Origin of the sequence: Mucilaginibacter sp. 21P, from assembly GCF_019331605.1 — a bacterium.
GTDB lineage: Bacteria > Bacteroidota > Bacteroidia > Sphingobacteriales > Sphingobacteriaceae > Mucilaginibacter > Mucilaginibacter achroorhodeus.
Genome location: NZ_CP063061.1, coordinates 1,467,767 through 1,482,949 on the forward strand (window position 1 = coordinate 1,467,767; position 15,183 = coordinate 1,482,949).

The 15,183-nt window shown below is 42.1% G+C and carries 17 protein-coding genes; 9 read left to right on the forward strand and 8 right to left on the reverse strand.

Annotation, left to right across the window (positions count from 1 at the left end; all coding sequences use genetic code 11):
* Nucleotides 1-31: 31 nt before the first annotated feature.
* Both INP83_RS06510 and INP83_RS06515 read left to right on the forward strand, forming a co-directional pair.
* The gene (locus INP83_RS06510) at nt 32-1,486 is read left to right on the forward strand and encodes an SGNH/GDSL hydrolase family protein (protein WP_219126763.1); all 1,455 of its coding nucleotides are present in this window, start codon (nt 32-34) and stop codon (nt 1,484-1,486) included.
* Nucleotides 1,487-1,601: 115 nt separating this feature from the next.
* Nucleotides 1,602-3,275: an RluA family pseudouridine synthase gene (locus tag INP83_RS06515; RefSeq protein WP_219126764.1), complete on the forward strand. Its 1,674-nt coding sequence runs from the start codon at nt 1,602-1,604 to the stop codon at nt 3,273-3,275.
* 59 nt (nt 3,276-3,334) lie between these two features.
* Here INP83_RS06515 and INP83_RS06520 read toward each other — a convergent pair whose 3' ends face one another.
* Both INP83_RS06520 and INP83_RS06525 read right to left on the reverse strand, forming a co-directional pair.
* On the reverse strand, nt 3,335-4,357 hold the full coding sequence (locus tag INP83_RS06520) for an LLM class flavin-dependent oxidoreductase (RefSeq protein ID WP_219126765.1): 1,023 nt from the start codon (nt 4,355-4,357) through the stop codon (nt 3,335-3,337).
* 115 nt (nt 4,358-4,472) lie between these two features.
* Nucleotides 4,473-5,978 carry a hypothetical protein gene (locus INP83_RS06525; protein WP_219126766.1) on the reverse strand — a complete coding sequence of 502 codons (1,506 nt, stop codon included), beginning with the start codon at nt 5,976-5,978 and terminating at the stop codon, nt 4,473-4,475.
* A gap of 130 nt (nt 5,979-6,108) precedes the next feature.
* On the opposite strand from INP83_RS06525, the gene yiaA reads away from it, so the two are divergent.
* The 4 genes from yiaA (at nt 6,109) to INP83_RS06545 (ending at nt 7,761) form a co-directional block, all read left to right on the forward strand.
* Nucleotides 6,109-6,576 (forward strand): inner membrane protein YiaA, encoded by a 468-nt coding sequence (yiaA, locus tag INP83_RS06530; RefSeq protein ID WP_219126767.1) that lies wholly within the window; start codon nt 6,109-6,111, stop codon nt 6,574-6,576.
* 241 nt (nt 6,577-6,817) lie between these two features.
* Nucleotides 6,818-7,165 (forward strand): hypothetical protein, encoded by a 348-nt coding sequence (locus INP83_RS06535; RefSeq protein WP_219126768.1) that lies wholly within the window; start codon nt 6,818-6,820, stop codon nt 7,163-7,165.
* A gap of 25 nt (nt 7,166-7,190) precedes the next feature.
* Nucleotides 7,191-7,349, forward strand: coding sequence for a hypothetical protein (locus INP83_RS06540; protein WP_219126769.1), 159 nt, complete (start codon nt 7,191-7,193; stop codon nt 7,347-7,349).
* Entirely contained in the window at nt 7,339-7,761 is a 423-nt protein-coding gene (locus INP83_RS06545; protein WP_219126770.1) for a hypothetical protein, read from the forward strand. Before INP83_RS06540 ends, INP83_RS06545 begins: the two co-directional genes overlap by 11 nt.
* A 39-nt stretch (nt 7,762-7,800) precedes the next feature.
* Here the strand turns inward: INP83_RS06545 and INP83_RS06550 are convergent, their stop codons facing one another.
* On the reverse strand, nt 7,801-8,988 hold the full coding sequence (locus tag INP83_RS06550; RefSeq protein ID WP_219126771.1) for an FAD-dependent monooxygenase: 1,188 nt from the start codon (nt 8,986-8,988) through the stop codon (nt 7,801-7,803).
* Nucleotides 8,989-9,139: 151 nt separating this feature from the next.
* Here INP83_RS06550 and INP83_RS06555 point away from each other — a divergent pair, with 151 nt between their 5' ends.
* Both INP83_RS06555 and INP83_RS06560 read left to right on the forward strand, forming a co-directional pair.
* A complete protein-coding gene (locus INP83_RS06555) occupies nt 9,140-9,856 on the forward strand; it encodes an SDR family NAD(P)-dependent oxidoreductase (protein WP_219126772.1) in 717 nt (238 codons plus the stop codon).
* Nucleotides 9,857-10,489: a flavin reductase family protein gene (locus INP83_RS06560; RefSeq protein ID WP_219126773.1), complete on the forward strand. Its 633-nt coding sequence runs from the start codon at nt 9,857-9,859 to the stop codon at nt 10,487-10,489.
* A 56-nt stretch (nt 10,490-10,545) separates the two neighbouring features.
* On the opposite strand, the gene INP83_RS06565 is transcribed toward INP83_RS06560, so the two are convergent.
* The 5 genes from INP83_RS06565 to INP83_RS06585 are packed head-to-tail and all read right to left on the reverse strand — an operon-like array spanning nt 10,546 to nt 13,155.
* Nucleotides 10,546-11,178 (reverse strand): nitroreductase family protein, encoded by a 633-nt coding sequence (locus INP83_RS06565; RefSeq protein WP_219126774.1) that lies wholly within the window; start codon nt 11,176-11,178, stop codon nt 10,546-10,548.
* Between the two features lie 11 nt (nt 11,179-11,189).
* Nucleotides 11,190-11,612: an organic hydroperoxide resistance protein gene (locus tag INP83_RS06570; RefSeq protein WP_219126775.1), complete on the reverse strand. Its 423-nt coding sequence runs from the start codon at nt 11,610-11,612 to the stop codon at nt 11,190-11,192.
* A gap of 21 nt (nt 11,613-11,633) precedes the next feature.
* Nucleotides 11,634-12,311: a type 1 glutamine amidotransferase domain-containing protein gene (locus INP83_RS06575; RefSeq protein WP_146268947.1), complete on the reverse strand. Its 678-nt coding sequence runs from the start codon at nt 12,309-12,311 to the stop codon at nt 11,634-11,636.
* Between the two features lie 23 nt (nt 12,312-12,334).
* The gene (locus INP83_RS06580) at nt 12,335-12,736 is read right to left on the reverse strand and encodes a DoxX family membrane protein (protein WP_146268946.1); all 402 of its coding nucleotides are present in this window, start codon (nt 12,734-12,736) and stop codon (nt 12,335-12,337) included.
* On the reverse strand, nt 12,736-13,155 hold the full coding sequence (locus INP83_RS06585; RefSeq protein ID WP_219126776.1) for a MarR family winged helix-turn-helix transcriptional regulator: 420 nt from the start codon (nt 13,153-13,155) through the stop codon (nt 12,736-12,738). Before INP83_RS06585 ends, INP83_RS06580 begins: the two co-directional genes overlap by 1 nt.
* A gap of 355 nt (nt 13,156-13,510) precedes the next feature.
* On the opposite strand from INP83_RS06585, the gene INP83_RS06590 reads away from it, so the two are divergent.
* A complete protein-coding gene (locus INP83_RS06590) occupies nt 13,511-15,052 on the forward strand; it encodes a VCBS repeat-containing protein (RefSeq protein WP_219126777.1) in 1,542 nt (513 codons plus the stop codon).
* Nucleotides 15,053-15,183 lie beyond the last annotated feature (131 nt).

The window sequence follows — 15,183 nt, forward strand, 5'->3', positions numbered from 1 at the left end:
ATATTGTTTAGGATTTAATTAGTTAACTAAAATGTTTAAACAGTACACGTGTTTACGCCTTAAAAAAGGATTCACTAAAAGCTTATTATTGATATCATTATTTGGCAGCAGTATTACAATGCAAAGCTGTTCAAAAAAGATTTTGCCGAACGTTCCGCAAAATGCCAAATTATTTAAGGCCGGTGATAGGGTGGCTTTTGTTGGTAACAGCATTACGCATGGCGGGCGCTACCATCAGTATATCTGGTTATATTACATGACGCGATTTCCCAACCTGCGTTTTACCATCATGAATGGTGGTGTAGGAGGCGATATTGTGGCCAATATCAACAATCGTTTCGATGAAGATATCCTTACCAAGCAGCCAAATAAAATAGACCTTACCTTTGGAATGAATGACTCTGGTTTTTTTCAATACATGACCGGCGACTCTGCTAAGATATCAGACCAGCTATTTGCAAAATGTGACAGTGCTTTTAAACTTTTGCAAGCAAAGCTAATTCAGCATAAAGAGATCAAAACTACTTTGATGAGCGGTTCTCCTTACGATTTTACTACTAAGGTGATAAACGGTAACGGTTGGCGCGAGAAACCTGCCACCTTTGAACGTATTGTGCAATTGCAGCATGCCACGGCAGCTAAGAATAACTGGCCGTATGTTGATATTTATCACCCAATGGACAGGCTGAACAAGCAATACCAGCAAACGGATCCAAATTTCACCCTTAGCGGAAGTAACGACAGGGTACACCCTGAATCTTACGGCCATTTAGTTTGGGCCTACCTTTTCCTTTGCAACCAGGGTTTAAAAGGAATGGAAGTAGCAGATTTTACTGTTGATGCAGCAAACGCTAAAGCTGTGACATCGGTAAACTGCAGCATCAGTAATGTTAAGGGTAATGCACAAGCTATAAGTTTTGATTATTTGGCAAATTCGCTGCCTTTCCCGGTTGATGAGGAGAAACATAACGGCGATCATCACCCCGCATCATATGCACTCAATTATGTGCCGTTTACAGATGACCTGAACAAAGAGGTGCTGAAAGTACGAAGCCTTGACGGTAATTATGAATTAAAAATAGATGATAAATCGATGGGGCATTTCAGCGCAGCCGACCTGGCAAAAGGTGTAAACGTGGCGCTGATCACTAATACACCGCAGTATCAGCAAGCACTGCAAATATTAAAGTTGAACGAAGAACGCGGCTCGGTTGAGCGCGAGACACGAGATTACGCCGTGCAAGTATATAATTTCGCAAGGGCTAACGGCATTAAAAAAGATAATGACCCGGCATCATGGGCAAAAATGCGTGAGCTAAAGAAAACCAACGGCTGGATAAACAATGACCTTTATGAACGCGGCAGTAATCCCGCTACCCAAAAAGCTTGGCAGGATAAAATGAACAACCTCATCAACCAGATATATGCAAGCAATAAACCGGTAAAACATAAGATTGAGTTAGTGAAAATTACCGAAAACCAATAACGCAACAATTTGATTTAGAAGCCTGCGGACGCGATGTTTGCGGGCTTTTTTCGTTTCTGTGGACGTGGCAAATTTGAATTACTGTACTTTTGCAGAAAAATTGAAGGTGCACAACATGGTCGGCAAGGTAATTTATTTTGATGAGAGCGAGATTGAGGGGATAGACCTGCCCGCGCGTTTTACCTTTCCGTTTTTTTACGAGCCACACCCGCTGGCGCTGATCGCATCAGAAAAGCTTAAAAATTATCTCCAGGGCCAAACCGATCTCGACCATAATTTTGGTCTCGACCGAGATGCCGAAGGCACAGCTATCGGTAAAATGTTCGGCGTTTTGATAGTTCAAGATGAGGAAGGTAAGTTGGGCTACTTATCCGGGTTCTCGGGCAAACTGGCCAATTCTAATGATCACTCTTATTTTGTGCCGCCGGTATTTGATATGCTTACCGAGGATGGCTTTTTCTTAAAAGGCCAATACATGCTTAACGATATCAACCGCGAGGTTAAAGAGATTGAAGCCAATCCGGACTATATCGCTTTACAGCAGCAGCTCAAAAATTTAATAGCGCAAACGGAGAAAGATTTAGCTTATTTTAAGGGTCAGCTAAAAGCTAATAAGCTCGACCGCAAAAAACAACGCGAAGTGCAAAAGCAAGCACTCAGCGCTGAAGCTTATATAGCGTTTGAGGCCCTGATGATAAAAGGAAGCCTGCACGATAAGCATCAGCTAAATTTACTGGGTGCCAGGCACGAGGAACAATTAGATAAACTTAGGAGCCGGATAGCAATCTTTAGCGATAGAGTAGAAACCTTGAAGAAGCAGCGCAGGGAAATGTCGGCTGGCTTGCAGCAGCAGCTTTTTGAGCAATATGTTTTCGTGAACCAGCAAGGGCAAACTAAAAGTTTGCATGATATTTTCAGCGAAACGGTTTTAGGCGTGCCATCGGCGGCAGGCGAATGCGCTACGCCCAAGCTATTGCAATATGCTTTTCTGCAGGGCTACACACCTTTTGCCATGGCAGAGTTTTGGTGGGGAACCTCTCCAAAATCGGAGATAAGGGTGCACGAGCAGTTTTATCCCGCATGCACCGGTAAATGCAAACCCATCCTTAAACACATGCTGGAAGGTATTGAGCTAGATGATGATCCGTTGCTCATTAATCCCGGTGAAAATAAACCGCTGGATATTGTTTATGAGGACGAACACTTTGTAGTAGTAAATAAGCCGCACGGGTTATTATCCGTACCCGGTATCAATATTACCGATTCGGTTTACACACGGCTAAAACAGCGTTTTGAGACAATTGAGCCGATGATCATCCACCGGCTGGATATGGCTACGTCGGGGTTATTGGTAGTTGCCAAAACAAAAGAAGCGCATAAGCATATACAGCAGCAATTTCTTAAACGCACAGTAACCAAACGTTACACGGCACTACTTAATGACATAATTAGCGATGCAGAAGGAGAGATCAGTCTGCCGCTAAGGGGCGACCCGGAGAACCGGCCCCGCCAACTGGTATGTTTTGAACATGGGAAAAAAGCGGTAACAAAGTGGAAAGTAGTTGACAGACAAAACGGCAAAACCAAGGTGCATTTTTGGCCGCTTACGGGCCGTACCCACCAGCTTCGAATGCACGCCGCCCATGAGAGAGGCTTAAATGCCCCAATTTTGGGCGATGACCTTTACGGCATATCCGCAGATCGTTTGCATCTGCACGCCGCTTATCTGGCGTTCACTCACCCTGTTTCCGGAGAAGAAATGATTTTTGAGATCGCCGAGGATTTCTAAAAATCAAAAGAGCAACCCTATAAGTCGCTCTTTTGATTTTATTATATTTCTCAAATCTATTATCGCCAGCCTAAGCCAGGGGCAACATGGTCCAGTATGGATGACAGCACATGTACATTATAATCAACCCCTAAAGTATTAGGAATTGTTAAAAGTACTGTGTCTGCTTCTTGTATGGCCTCGTCCTTTGCCAATTCTTCGATCAGCCTGTTAGGCTCGGCTGCATAGCTGCGGCCAAATACAGCAAGGGTATCACTTTCAATGTAGCCGAATTTATCCGTGCTTTTGTTATCGCGGCCAAAGTATAGCCTGTCCTGGTCGTTCATTAAAGCAAAGATCGATCGGCTTACCGACACGCGCGGTTCGCGTTGATGACCGGCATTTTTCCATGCTTCTTTAAAAAGGCGGATCTGCTCGGCCTGTTGAATATGGAACGGCTTGCCGCTCTCGTCGAACTTTAATGTAGAGCTTTGCAGGTTCATGCCATTTTCTGCCGCCCAAACTGCGGTAGCATTTGTTGCTGCGCCCCACCAAATACGTTCGCGTAAGCCGGGTGCATAAGGTTCTAAACGTAGTAAGCCCGGCGTGTTAGGAAACATGGGATTGGGGTTAGGTATCGCGAAACCTGCACCATCTAATTTACTTAAAAATTGCAGCACCTTTTCGCGGCCCATATCTGCATCTGTCTGGCCTTCTGCGGGTTCATAGCCAAAGTATCGCCAGCCATCTATAACCTGTTCCGGCGAGCCTCTGCTTACGCCCAACTGCAAGCGCCCACCAGATATCAAGTCGGCAGCGCCTGCATCTTCAACCATGTATAGCGGGTTCTCATAACGCATATCTATCACACCAGTCCCGATCTCTATCTTACTGGTTTTAGCGCCAATGGCAGATAGCAATGGAAATGGTGATGCTAACTGTGCAGCAAAGTGGTGGACACGAAAATATGCTCCATCAAGGCCGATCTCCTCAGCAGCTACTGCAAGGTCTATCGACTGCAGCAGTGTATCGGCTGCGGTGCGGGTTTGATAAGCCGGGTGATTGGCCCAATGCCCAAATGATAAAAATCCTATCTTTTTCATATTAAATCTCCGAAATCAGATCATTAAAGTAAAGATAACGATACTACATTTAAAATAAATGTTTAAACATATAAAATTGCTTTTGCATGTCTTTTTGAGATAGATGCTGTTCTGTTTATTTGTTAGTATGAAGTTGATTGCCTTGGATTATTGATAGCAATACATAATATGCAGATCTCTTTTCTATCTGGGCAATGAGCCAGGCTACGAAACTTGTAATGAACAGATCACTTTTCTGCTCGTTTTGCAATAGTTGCATAACATCTTTTTTGTAAGCCGCCTCTGAAACGATATCCGGGTTTATAAGGTACTTTTCGACCAGCTTAATAAAAATGATCACCCGCTCTTCTGATGTTTGCAGCAAGTATTTTTTGTACCGGCGTTTAAAGCTTTGCAATCTTGAGGTTGCCGGATCTATCTCATCAAACTGCGCCCATATTAGTATCTCCATCAGGTTTTTCCTGATGGTCCACAACATCCCCATTTTCTTTTCGTACCAGGCATCTGTATGGTTAAAATGGCTCAATTGTTTTACACAACGCTTGTTGCCGCATAGGGCCCAAAACATAGTTAGGCATAAACGATGATCCTCGATATCTTCCTGTTTAAAGGTTTGCCTGTTCTTCCTGAGCGATTGTTCCAGCGTGAAAATAGCGTCTTCTGCAAAACCGGTGTAGAATAGATTTAAAGCGTGCAATAGTTGATAGCGCAGGTAGAAAACCCAATAGAACCGCGTATCTGTAAGCATCAGGCACATCATATCCTCTAAATAGGCTGCGCTTGTTTTAAAAACGCGTGTTCTTAAATGATAATTCGCTAATAAATATAACATGGACAGATGGTAGAACAGGTAAGGCTTTTGGTTGGCTTTCTGGCTTATAAAGTTTTCTGTCGCTGTTATAAATTTTGCTATCAGTCCGTAGTTATGGTTTATAGCGGCGTATTCGTTAGCTATAAGTAATATCTGGTAAACTGATCTGTAAGTTTGCAGGTCTTTCGTAGAGATCTGATAGTTTTTGATAGTCGTGACCATCAGCTCAGTAAGATCTACTATCTTACCTTTAAGATGTATCTCCTGTAATTCCGTCCGCAGGTAAGCATAAGCCATGTTTAGCTTTGCTTCCCGCTGCATATTTGTTTGGTTAAGGTTAAAACGCTCAATAAGACCTTCAAACCTTTCGGCACCATGCAAGTGCGCATATTGTATCTTTAGCGAAAGCAACTCGTTGAGCAGGTTAAATTGCTCCAAATGTTCTGCGAGTTTTTCTGCTTTATCCAGGCATTTAAAACCCAACCTGGTTAGATCATTCTCTAATAAGAAGCGCCCAACAACAACCAATCTTAGTGAATCATAAGTATCAGAACTATCGTCTTCAAAAGTTTTTTGCGAAAGAAACAAAAGCAGGTTATCCTGCAATCTTTTACGCAATGCATGGTATGCGTCGTTATTTTTTTGACCTTTGTATAATTTATTTTTATGATTTATATCATCAGTTTCTATAAATTTAAGTAGATCTAAATTCTTGACATCGGTTCGTTTGTTTTTACGTTGTAGAAATGCTTTGAATTGCCTTTTGTCATCAATATCAAGTAAATCATTAAGTGCCGAAAGTGAATCCATTCTTTAAATTGTAGCCGTTTTGGTATAAAAATAATAAAATATATCATCAGTTTGAATGATATTATTGTTTTAGTAGCTCCGCAGTTCACCGCACATTTGCTTCCATATCAACAACAAAAAAATTAAAATTATGGAACCGCTACAAAACAGAACAGAAGAGACATCATCCATCCTGAAACATGGAGACAGAACCAGGAATCCCTTTAAACCAACCCCGGCATTTATAGGTGCATCCTGGTTTGCATTATTGGTTGGCATAACAGGCTATTGTATTGGCTTGTGGAATGCAGATATACAGCTTAACGAAAAAGGGTACTACTTCACCATATTGCTATTTGGCTTATTCGCAGTGATTTCCGTACAGAAAAGTGTGCGCGACAGGGCCGAGGGACTAACGGTGTCTAACCTTTACTATGGCATAAGCTGGTTTGCAACCATAGCTGCGATGGTATTACTAACAATAGGTTTATGGAATGCAGGACTGGCCCGAAGCGAGAAAGGCTTTTACGCAATGGCGTTTTGCCTGAGCATGTTCTCCGCCATTGCCGTACAAAAAAATACCCGCGACGCAAAGATGTTTGAGGATAAAGAGTTGTAACGTAGCGGTTGCCACCCCCGCAGTGTTCGCTAAGGTGAACCTGCGGGGTTTATTTTATAGCAATAAAGATTATCCTTAATAACCTAAATCTTGTACAAAAAAGCAAAGCCCGGGGAAGTTTTCCTACCGGGCTCTATTGATATTTTCAGAATTTAATTTTGAAATTACAGCGTTTTGATAAAATTATTTAAATAAAATATATATTTGAAATAATATTATTTGGCACAGCTTATCTATCACTATGAATTCAACTTCTATAATTAAAACATTAAGTCAAGGTTTATTTTTGTTGATGCTGCTTTTTAGCCTGGTAAATTGCAAGCAAGGTAACGCAGCTAAAAACGGTAATAAAAAAGAACGAATTTCTTTTAAACCGGTATTTGATATTAACTATATAGAGGTGGCCCGCAGGTTAGATAACGGCTTGTCGTTTAATGAGGATGGATACCAGTTAGAGCCCACCTGGCAAATAAAATTTGTGTCTGACGATTCGGCTTCTATCTATAGTCCGACAAAGAAAGCGTCAATCAATTTTCCCATAGCCCGGGGAATCGATTCTATTTTTTACGCGGCGAAGGTTTTTTTTTAGGGTAAAAAAGATAACACGTGATAGCATGCTGTTGCAGCTTATTGAGGCGAAGGAAGATTCTATAGACCTGCGGGGGGCTAAGTTATACATGACCTTTTATGCCGAGAACTTTATAAAAGATATAGTACATAAAGATTTGGCGACATTAAAGGCCCCAACCTGGCGCGATACCAATGTTTGTTAAAAACCTTATTGACTCTGCAGAAAAAGATTATAGTAAAGCTTTTTTCGCGCGGCAGCCAGCTGTAGTAACAAGCAAGAGCAACTCCATTAAGATAGAAACGCTCCGTGTAACAGGTAATATACTTGAAACCAACCCAACGGATAACGATTATATGTATCCCACATTTAATATCTCTATAAAGCACGCCAAAAAAGATTTTTACTATTCCTTTTCAGTAACAGTTGATAGCCGGGGTGGCCTGCACTATGAGAAACCCATGGTACCCGGCAATAACCTTTATTACATTTCGCACTCAAAAGCGATATTAGATAAATACTTGAAGCGATATTTAAATGTTAAGCCCGGCTCAACATTGGGTATGGTGCATCCCAGCAGTATTTACTTACATGTGAGAGGGAAAAAGGACATGTGATGGTGTGAAAAACATGGCCGAAAAAAGATGCTGTAACCGTTAAATCTTAGGTAATTCTAACTCCTCTTTTGGCTTCTTTTTATCCTTCCCAAAAAGTTTCATAACAGCCTTGAAAAATTTACTGCCAGCAACCCTGAATGCAGTATTTAGAATGGCTACACCCATTTTCGACCGTGGATAAACTAAATTAGGAACGCCCGGCGGCAGTTTTTGTACTTTGGCAACATAGGGTCTTAACCGGTTTTCGTACGCTTTAAACGCTTTGGTATGATCGGTGTTGCGGGCAAGTTCTGTGGCAACTATGTAAGCACCGGCAATTGCAAGGTCGGTACCTTTACCGCCAATTGGGGTTACGCAGTATGCAGCATCGCCTATCATGGCAACCCTGCCTTTGTGCCATCGTTTTGCCTTTACCTGGCTCAGCCTTTCCAGGTAAAGATCCTCAGACTTATTTATCGCTTCGGTTAGCCTCGGTGCTTCCCAACATACATTTTTTATTTTATCAGTGAGCAATTTTCGTTGCTCATCAAGCGGAAGCTTTTCATACCCACGCTCCGGCGATCGGAAATTTACAGATGCCCGTGTTGTACCATAATTATCTGGCCGTATTAAAAAAACAATGCCACCCGGTGCGTTACACCAACGAGCCCATTCACTATCAGTGGCTGCCTTTGGCGCTGTGAAATATGATGTGTACACTCCCAGATAAGCGAAGCTTACCTCATTACCAAATACCTTTTGCCTTGTGGCAGAACCGATACCTTCGGCGATAATAAGCAGATCGAAATTTTCTTTTGCACCGCTTTTGAATTCAACCTCAACGTGGTTGTCCAGGTTGTTTACGGCAGTGATGTGGTCGTCGAAACGGATATCTGCATTCGCCTTTGCCTTGTTATAGAGAATCTCAACCAGATCGCCACGCAAGATCTCCAATTCCTGGGTCATGCTAAAAGCATCGTCTTTTGAAAATTCAGCTACAACTTTGTTTTTTGTAGTTACAAACTTGATACCAACTTCAGTGGTGTTGGCGGCTTTTATCTTTTCTTCAAGCCCCATCATCCTCACTACTTCAACAGCCGGACCTTTCACATCAATATTTTGGCCACCTAAGCGGAGATCGCCACCTTTCTCGATGATGGTTACATCAAACCCATATCGCTGTAACCAATAGCTAAGCGTTAGGCCCGCAATGCTGGCACCAGAAACCAGTACTCTTTTTTTGTCCATGTAGAAAACTGCCTTAAAGTATTTGAAGTAGTAAGTAGACGTTTGGCGTGGCAGAAGGTTTGAGTATCACGCTATTGTTCACCAACACATCGCACGGAATAAAGGAATTGTGAGGATAAAACCAAAAAGGCGTTTTTGCGATTATAGGTATATGAATTTTGAAGGCAAAAATGTTTTAATTATCGGTGGCAGTTCCGGTATCGGGTTATCTGTGGTAAAACAGCTTCAGGCGCAAAAGGCGGTGGTTTATCTTATCTCCAGGTCTTCATCTGAAGAGTGGGGACCGGATGTTCATTTTCTGTCTGCTGATGTTACAGGCGAGATGGGTGATGTGGAAGCATTTTTACCTCAGCAGTTACATGGGTTAGTCTATTCGGTGGGGAGCATTAATCTGAAGCCTTTTAACCGGCTAACGATGGATGATTTCATGACCGATATGCAGCTCAATCTTTTTGGAGCGGTAAAGGTGATACAGCAGACACTTAAACAGCTAAAAAATGCAGCAGGGAGTTCTGTAGTTTTAGTAAGTTCTGTTGCCGCCAGTACCGGTATGGCTTATCACGCCAGCATTGCAGCAGCAAAAGGAGCGGTTGAAGGTTTTGCTCTTTCGCTTGCTTCAGAACTGGCCCCGGCAAAGATCAGGGTTAACGTAGTAGCGCCATCTTTGACAGATACCCCACTTGCGAAAAATTTACTCAGTACACCGGAGAAAAGAGAGGCATCAGAAAAAAGGCACCCTTTAGGGAAGATCGGAAAACCCGAGGATATCAGCCGGGCGATAACTTTTTTGCTGTCGGAAGAAAGTGAATGGATGACCGGACAGGTAATGCACGTTGATGGTGGTATGGGAAACTTGAAAATGCTTTAAATGAAGAATTTTAAAAACGATGAGATAGGTAAAATGGAAAAGTTTTACCGCATGAACCTGATCAACAGCCTTATTGGTTTCCGCGCACTTAATTTGTTAGGCACAGCTAATGATGACGGCGTAAGTAATCTTTGCATTATTAGTTCAACTTTTCATCTTGGCGCCAACCCACCGTTAATTGGGTTGGTAATGAGGCCACAACGCGAACACAACGACACGCTGAAGAACATCCTTTCCTCAGGCCAGTATACGCTTAATAACATCCTACCTGATTTGTATAAGCAGGCACATCAAACCAGCGCCAGCTATCCCTCGGGCGATTCAGAATTTAAGGAATGCGGCTTTGAGGAGTTGTATATTGATGGTTTTAAAGCTCCGTTTGTGCAAGAAGCAAATGTCCGGATCGGGTTGGAGTTAAGAAAAACAATAGATGTGGACTTGAATGGCACCACCATAGTTATTGGCAAGATAATGTACATCCTTACCGAAGATGGCCTGATTGGGAATGATGGCATGATAGACCATTACAAAGCAGGAACGATCACTGCTGCCGGATTAGATAGTTATTATACTATAGATCCTTTGGGTAGATTGGCATATGCCAAGCCTTACGTTGCGCCTCATGAAATTTAAATTGAAAATAAAATAGCCTATTAAAGTAATTTTAACAGGCTATTCTCTTTTGTAGCTTATTTAACTTCTATTACAAAGTCTTCGGTTGGGTTGCGTACTTTTTTCATCGGTGCAAGCCAATCGTTTTCGTCGCGGTAACCTAAGTACAGCAGGGTTACACTTTTTAGGCCTAATGATTTAAGGTCGAGCAGTTCATCCACCAGCGCATTGTTAAAACCTTCTGCCGGGGTGCTGTCTATCCTTAGTTCGGCCGCTTGTGCAATAGCCATAGCAAAAGCGATGTATGATTGACGGGCAGTGTGCACAAAGTTCTCCTCCGCGCTTTGGTTAAGATAAAGGCTTTTGATCTTATCTGTATAGCTGCTAAACCTTCCCTGGGGCAAGCCCCGCTCATCGGTTATGCGGTCATAAATGCTGTCTATCCGTTCGGCACTATACCTGTCCCAGGCTGCAAATACCAGCACGTGCGAGCAATCAACCATCACCTCGGGATTAAGGGAGCTTGGTGCGAGCTTTTCTTTTATCTCCTGGTTAGACACAACCAGCACACGAAACTGCTGCAAGCCTGATGATGTAGGTGCTAATCGAGCGGCTTCAACAATTTTATCGATATTTTCCTGGCTTACTTTTTTAGTCGGGTCATACTTCTTAGTGGCATATCTCCACTTCAGATCTTCTATTAATGACATTGTATAAATTTTTAATTATTGGTAACTGCTAACTTCACTTCGATGTTACCACGAGTGGCGTTAGAGTAGGGGCATATCTGGTGTGCTTTCTCTACCAGTTCTTTAGCTTTTTCAAGTTCAGTTTCGCTAACGTTCACATCAAGCTCAACGGCAAGGCCAAAACCTCCCGCATCGTTTTGACCGATGCTTACCTTTGCAGTAACAGCCGTGTCGCCAGTAGAAACCTTTTCTTGTTTGATCACTAAGTTAAGGGCGCTGTCAAAGCAGGCTGCATAACCTGCAGCAAACAATTGCTCTGGATTGGTATGATCATCGCTGGTGCCGCCAAGTGCTTTGGGCATCCTGACTTCCAGGTCTAATACGCCGTTGCTGCTTTTTACATGGCCGTTGCGGCCTCCGGTTGCGGTTGCTTCCGCAGTATATAGTGTTTTCATTTTTTAGGTCTTCTTAAATAATTATTTTAAACGGGCGATCATCTTTTCTGCAACACCTTCTGATGACGCAGGATTTTGTCCGGTTATCAATAAACCGTCTTCAACCACATGTACGCCCCAGTCGTCGGTTTTACTGTAATTTCCGCCCAGGTTTTTCAGTTCGTCTTCAACCAGGAATGGCACAACATCAGTCAGTTTTACTGCCGCTTCTTCGGTATTTGTAAACCCGGTAACATCTTTTCCTTTTACAAATGACTCGCCATTCTCAAATTTCACATTTTTGAAAACGCCCGGCGCATGGCAAACTGCACCCACTAATTTTCCGGCGTTATAAAAGTCGAGGATCAGTTGTGCCGACTTCGTATCGTTAGCCAAATCCCATAGCGGGCCATGGCCACCTGGGTAAAATATCGCATCAAAATCAGATGCATTCATTTCATCAAGCTTATGGGTGTGGGCAATTATATCCTGCACCTTCGCATCGTTGTAATAACGTTTGGTAGCTTCGGTTTGTGCAGAAGGCGCTTCGCTGTTGGGGTCAATAGGTGCCTGGCCGCCTTTTGGGGTAGCTACCACCACTTCGTAACCGGCATCTGTAAACTTGTAATAAGGTGCGGCAAATTCCTCAACCCAAAAACCTGTTTTGTGGCCTGTATTGCCTAATTTATCGTGTGAGGTAACTACAAATAAAATTTTCATCGGTGATTTTTTAAAGTTATATGTTATTGATTTTTGTTTTTAAGCGCGTTGGTGCTCCAAAGCGCCCATAGAATAAGGATCGGCTGAAAAAAGAGTCTGATGAGCCTTGCGTTATCGGTATTGAGGCCGAAGGCGTTTACTTTATTAACATACTGAGAGACATTGCCTGGGAAGATGAGTATAAAGAAAATGGCTGCTGTAATGCCAACCCATTTTTTGTACTTTACTGCAAAAATGAGCGCTAAACCCAAACTTATCTCTACAATGCCGGATAACACGACTGTCAGGTCCGGGTTGATAGGCAACCATTTAGGTACCTGCGCCAAAAACTCCGTACGGTTAAAGGTAAGGTGACTTACACCCGCAAAGGTTAAGAAAGTACCCAGAACTATGCGGGCTATATTCTGTATTTTGGTAGTGCGCATTATTTGCCTAAAACTTTATTTAAAAGAGTGCGTAGTTGCAAGAGTTCATCAATAGAAACATTTGCGCATTTCACTAACTCCATTGGGATATGCTTTGCTTCTTCTTTCAATTGGCTGCCTGTGGTTGTCAAAGAAATCATGACAATACGCTCGTCCTGTGTGCCCCTTATTCGGTTTACAAGTCCTTTCTGCTCTAATCTTTTCAATAACGGGGTAAGGGTGCCAGTATCGAGGTATAACTTTTCTCCTAACTGGTTTACGGTTTGCGTTTTATGTTCCCACAATACCATCAGCACCAAGTATTGCGGATAGGTAATATCTAATTTGGCCAGCAGCGGCCTGTACAAATTTGTCAGGTTTCTGGAAAAAGCATACGCAGGGAAACAGATCTGATTTTCGAGCTTTAATAAATCTTCCATGGTGTTATAACGATGCAAATCTATAAATGTTTTGCACAATATAATTTTGTAAAATATTTATGGATATGGCTTTTCTATTTACGGCAATGCAAACGCTTTCAGCCATCCACGTAACCCAATGCTCAAGCTGTTTATTAGCTAATAAGAAATTAAAGAGAGATATCTGAGCAACTCAAAGCTTTAAAACTAATAGTACAAGCTTTGAGTTTGCGTTGCATCAGCCTTTCAATATTATCAAACGCTTTCTTCGAGCATTTAGATCAAGTAATTTCTTTATTACATCAATTTTGAAGGAGTTTTTGGTAGTACCTTTCCAGTTGAGTCATATTTCTTTAAAATTAACAATAAGCGCGCGATGGGTGGTAGGCTAACGAAAGTTTTATTCAGTAGTTTGTATTTAGGTGTAGCTTTAGTAGGCTTCAATTCGTTTACCGTTAAAAAAAGTGTTACCATCAAAGATGATGGAAAAGGGCTGTTTACAACCTATTGCGCCATTTGCCATATGTTACCTAACCCGGCAAGTCTTACAAAAAATATATGGCAATTGCACGTGCTACCCGTTATGGCCAGCAGAATGGGGATAATCTATCCAAATTATGACCCATTAAAAGGCCTTTCTGAAGAGGAACGGAAGATAGTTAACAAAAATGCCATTATCCCTGAAAATCCAATGTTGACAGATAAACAATGGGACCAGCTAAAAAATTACATTCTTAAAAACGCTCCGGATTCAATTCCATTAGATAGAAGCCGTTTAACCAGGGATAGTAAACTAACGCAATTTGTAAGGAACGATGTGCAGGTAGACGAGCAGCTACCATCCTTGATAACAGGTTTAAAGTATGATAAGGATACAAAGAAGTTATGGATAGGCAGCTACTATAACAAGGTTTTAACCTGGCAACCGCGTATTGGTGTGGTTGATATTATCCCAACCAAAAGCCCGGTTGTTGATTTTAGTTTTTATAAGGGCGATGTTTATTTCACCCAGATTGGAAAGCTTTATCCTACAGAGTTAAGTACCGGGCAGATCACAAAGAATGACGGATCTTCAGTGTTGGCTGGTGCATTACACAGGCCGGTAAATACCGCGGTAGAAGATCTTAATAACGATGGCACGCCTGAGATCGTAGTATGTAATTTTGGTAACAAGTTAGGGTCACTATCGTTGTTTAAAAAAGACAAAAAGGGAAAGTACAAGGAGGATGTATTGCTGCCACAGGCGGGAGCTATTAAATGTTATGTGCAGGATATGAATGGCGACGGCAAGAAGGATATTGTTGCTATGTTCTCCCAGGGTGATGAAAGTGTTTACATTTTCTATCAAACGGATAATCTAAAATTCAAAGCTAAACGAGTGCTGCGTTTCCCGCCAAACTATGGTACTACCGATATGGTACTTACAGATTATAACCGTGATGGCCTTACCGACATTATAACTGTACATGGTGATAATGCCGATTACTCAAACATATTGAAGCCTTACCATGGCGTTAGGATAAATATCAACGAGGGCAACAGTGTATTTGCAGAAAAGTTCTTTTATCCTATACATGGCGTAACACGCGTGCTGGCCGAGGACTTTGACAAAGATGGCGATATCGACCTGGCGGCAAGCGCATTTTTTCCTGATATGGGACCATTGGTAGATGAATCTTTCGTTTATCTTGAAAACATGAATAGCGCCAAATACAATTTTAAAGCTTACAACCTAAAAAGTGACGTGCCATTAAAAAGTTTAACGCTTGAAAAAGCCGACATAGACGGCGATGGAGACGTTGATATAATAGCAGGAAACTTTGCACAAAGCCCGGGTGCGGCACCGCCTGAACTGGATAAGAAATGGAAAGCCGCTACCTACGGCTTAATCATCTATTTAAATACACTTAAAAAGTAGATGTTTTACGGGCAGGTTTCAGGACCAAACTTATCCTGCTATTGTTAAATAATATTATTTTAAAAAAGCACAATCACTTATACCGATCAAAAGGCCTTACATGTTGATGTAAAGCCTTTTGATATTTTATA

Excerpts from the sequence above, each read along its gene's own strand:
- INP83_RS06510 (WP_219126763.1), top strand. The coding sequence starts at position 32 with ATGTTTAAACAGTACACGTGTTTACGCCTTAAAAAAGGATTCACTAAA.
- INP83_RS06515 (WP_219126764.1), top strand. The coding sequence starts at position 1,602 with ATGGTCGGCAAGGTAATTTATTTTGATGAGAGCGAGATTGAGGGGATA.
- INP83_RS06520 (WP_219126765.1), bottom strand. The coding sequence starts at position 4,357 with ATGAAAAAGATAGGATTTTTATCATTTGGGCATTGGGCCAATCACCCG.
- INP83_RS06525 (WP_219126766.1), bottom strand. The coding sequence starts at position 5,978 with ATGGATTCACTTTCGGCACTTAATGATTTACTTGATATTGATGACAAA.
- yiaA (WP_219126767.1), top strand. The coding sequence starts at position 6,109 with ATGGAACCGCTACAAAACAGAACAGAAGAGACATCATCCATCCTGAAA.
- INP83_RS06535 (WP_219126768.1), top strand. The coding sequence starts at position 6,818 with ATGAATTCAACTTCTATAATTAAAACATTAAGTCAAGGTTTATTTTTG.
- INP83_RS06540 (WP_219126769.1), top strand. The coding sequence starts at position 7,191 with ATGCTGTTGCAGCTTATTGAGGCGAAGGAAGATTCTATAGACCTGCGG.
- INP83_RS06545 (WP_219126770.1), top strand. The coding sequence starts at position 7,339 with ATGTTTGTTAAAAACCTTATTGACTCTGCAGAAAAAGATTATAGTAAA.
- INP83_RS06550 (WP_219126771.1), bottom strand. The coding sequence starts at position 8,988 with ATGGACAAAAAAAGAGTACTGGTTTCTGGTGCCAGCATTGCGGGCCTA.
- INP83_RS06555 (WP_219126772.1), top strand. The coding sequence starts at position 9,140 with ATGAATTTTGAAGGCAAAAATGTTTTAATTATCGGTGGCAGTTCCGGT.
- INP83_RS06560 (WP_219126773.1), top strand. The coding sequence starts at position 9,857 with ATGAAGAATTTTAAAAACGATGAGATAGGTAAAATGGAAAAGTTTTAC.
- INP83_RS06565 (WP_219126774.1), bottom strand. The coding sequence starts at position 11,178 with ATGTCATTAATAGAAGATCTGAAGTGGAGATATGCCACTAAGAAGTAT.
- INP83_RS06570 (WP_219126775.1), bottom strand. The coding sequence starts at position 11,612 with ATGAAAACACTATATACTGCGGAAGCAACCGCAACCGGAGGCCGCAAC.
- INP83_RS06575 (WP_146268947.1), bottom strand. The coding sequence starts at position 12,311 with ATGAAAATTTTATTTGTAGTTACCTCACACGATAAATTAGGCAATACA.
- INP83_RS06580 (WP_146268946.1), bottom strand. The coding sequence starts at position 12,736 with ATGCGCACTACCAAAATACAGAATATAGCCCGCATAGTTCTGGGTACT.
- INP83_RS06585 (WP_219126776.1), bottom strand. The coding sequence starts at position 13,155 with ATGGAAGATTTATTAAAGCTCGAAAATCAGATCTGTTTCCCTGCGTAT.
- INP83_RS06590 (WP_219126777.1), top strand. The coding sequence starts at position 13,511 with ATGGGTGGTAGGCTAACGAAAGTTTTATTCAGTAGTTTGTATTTAGGT.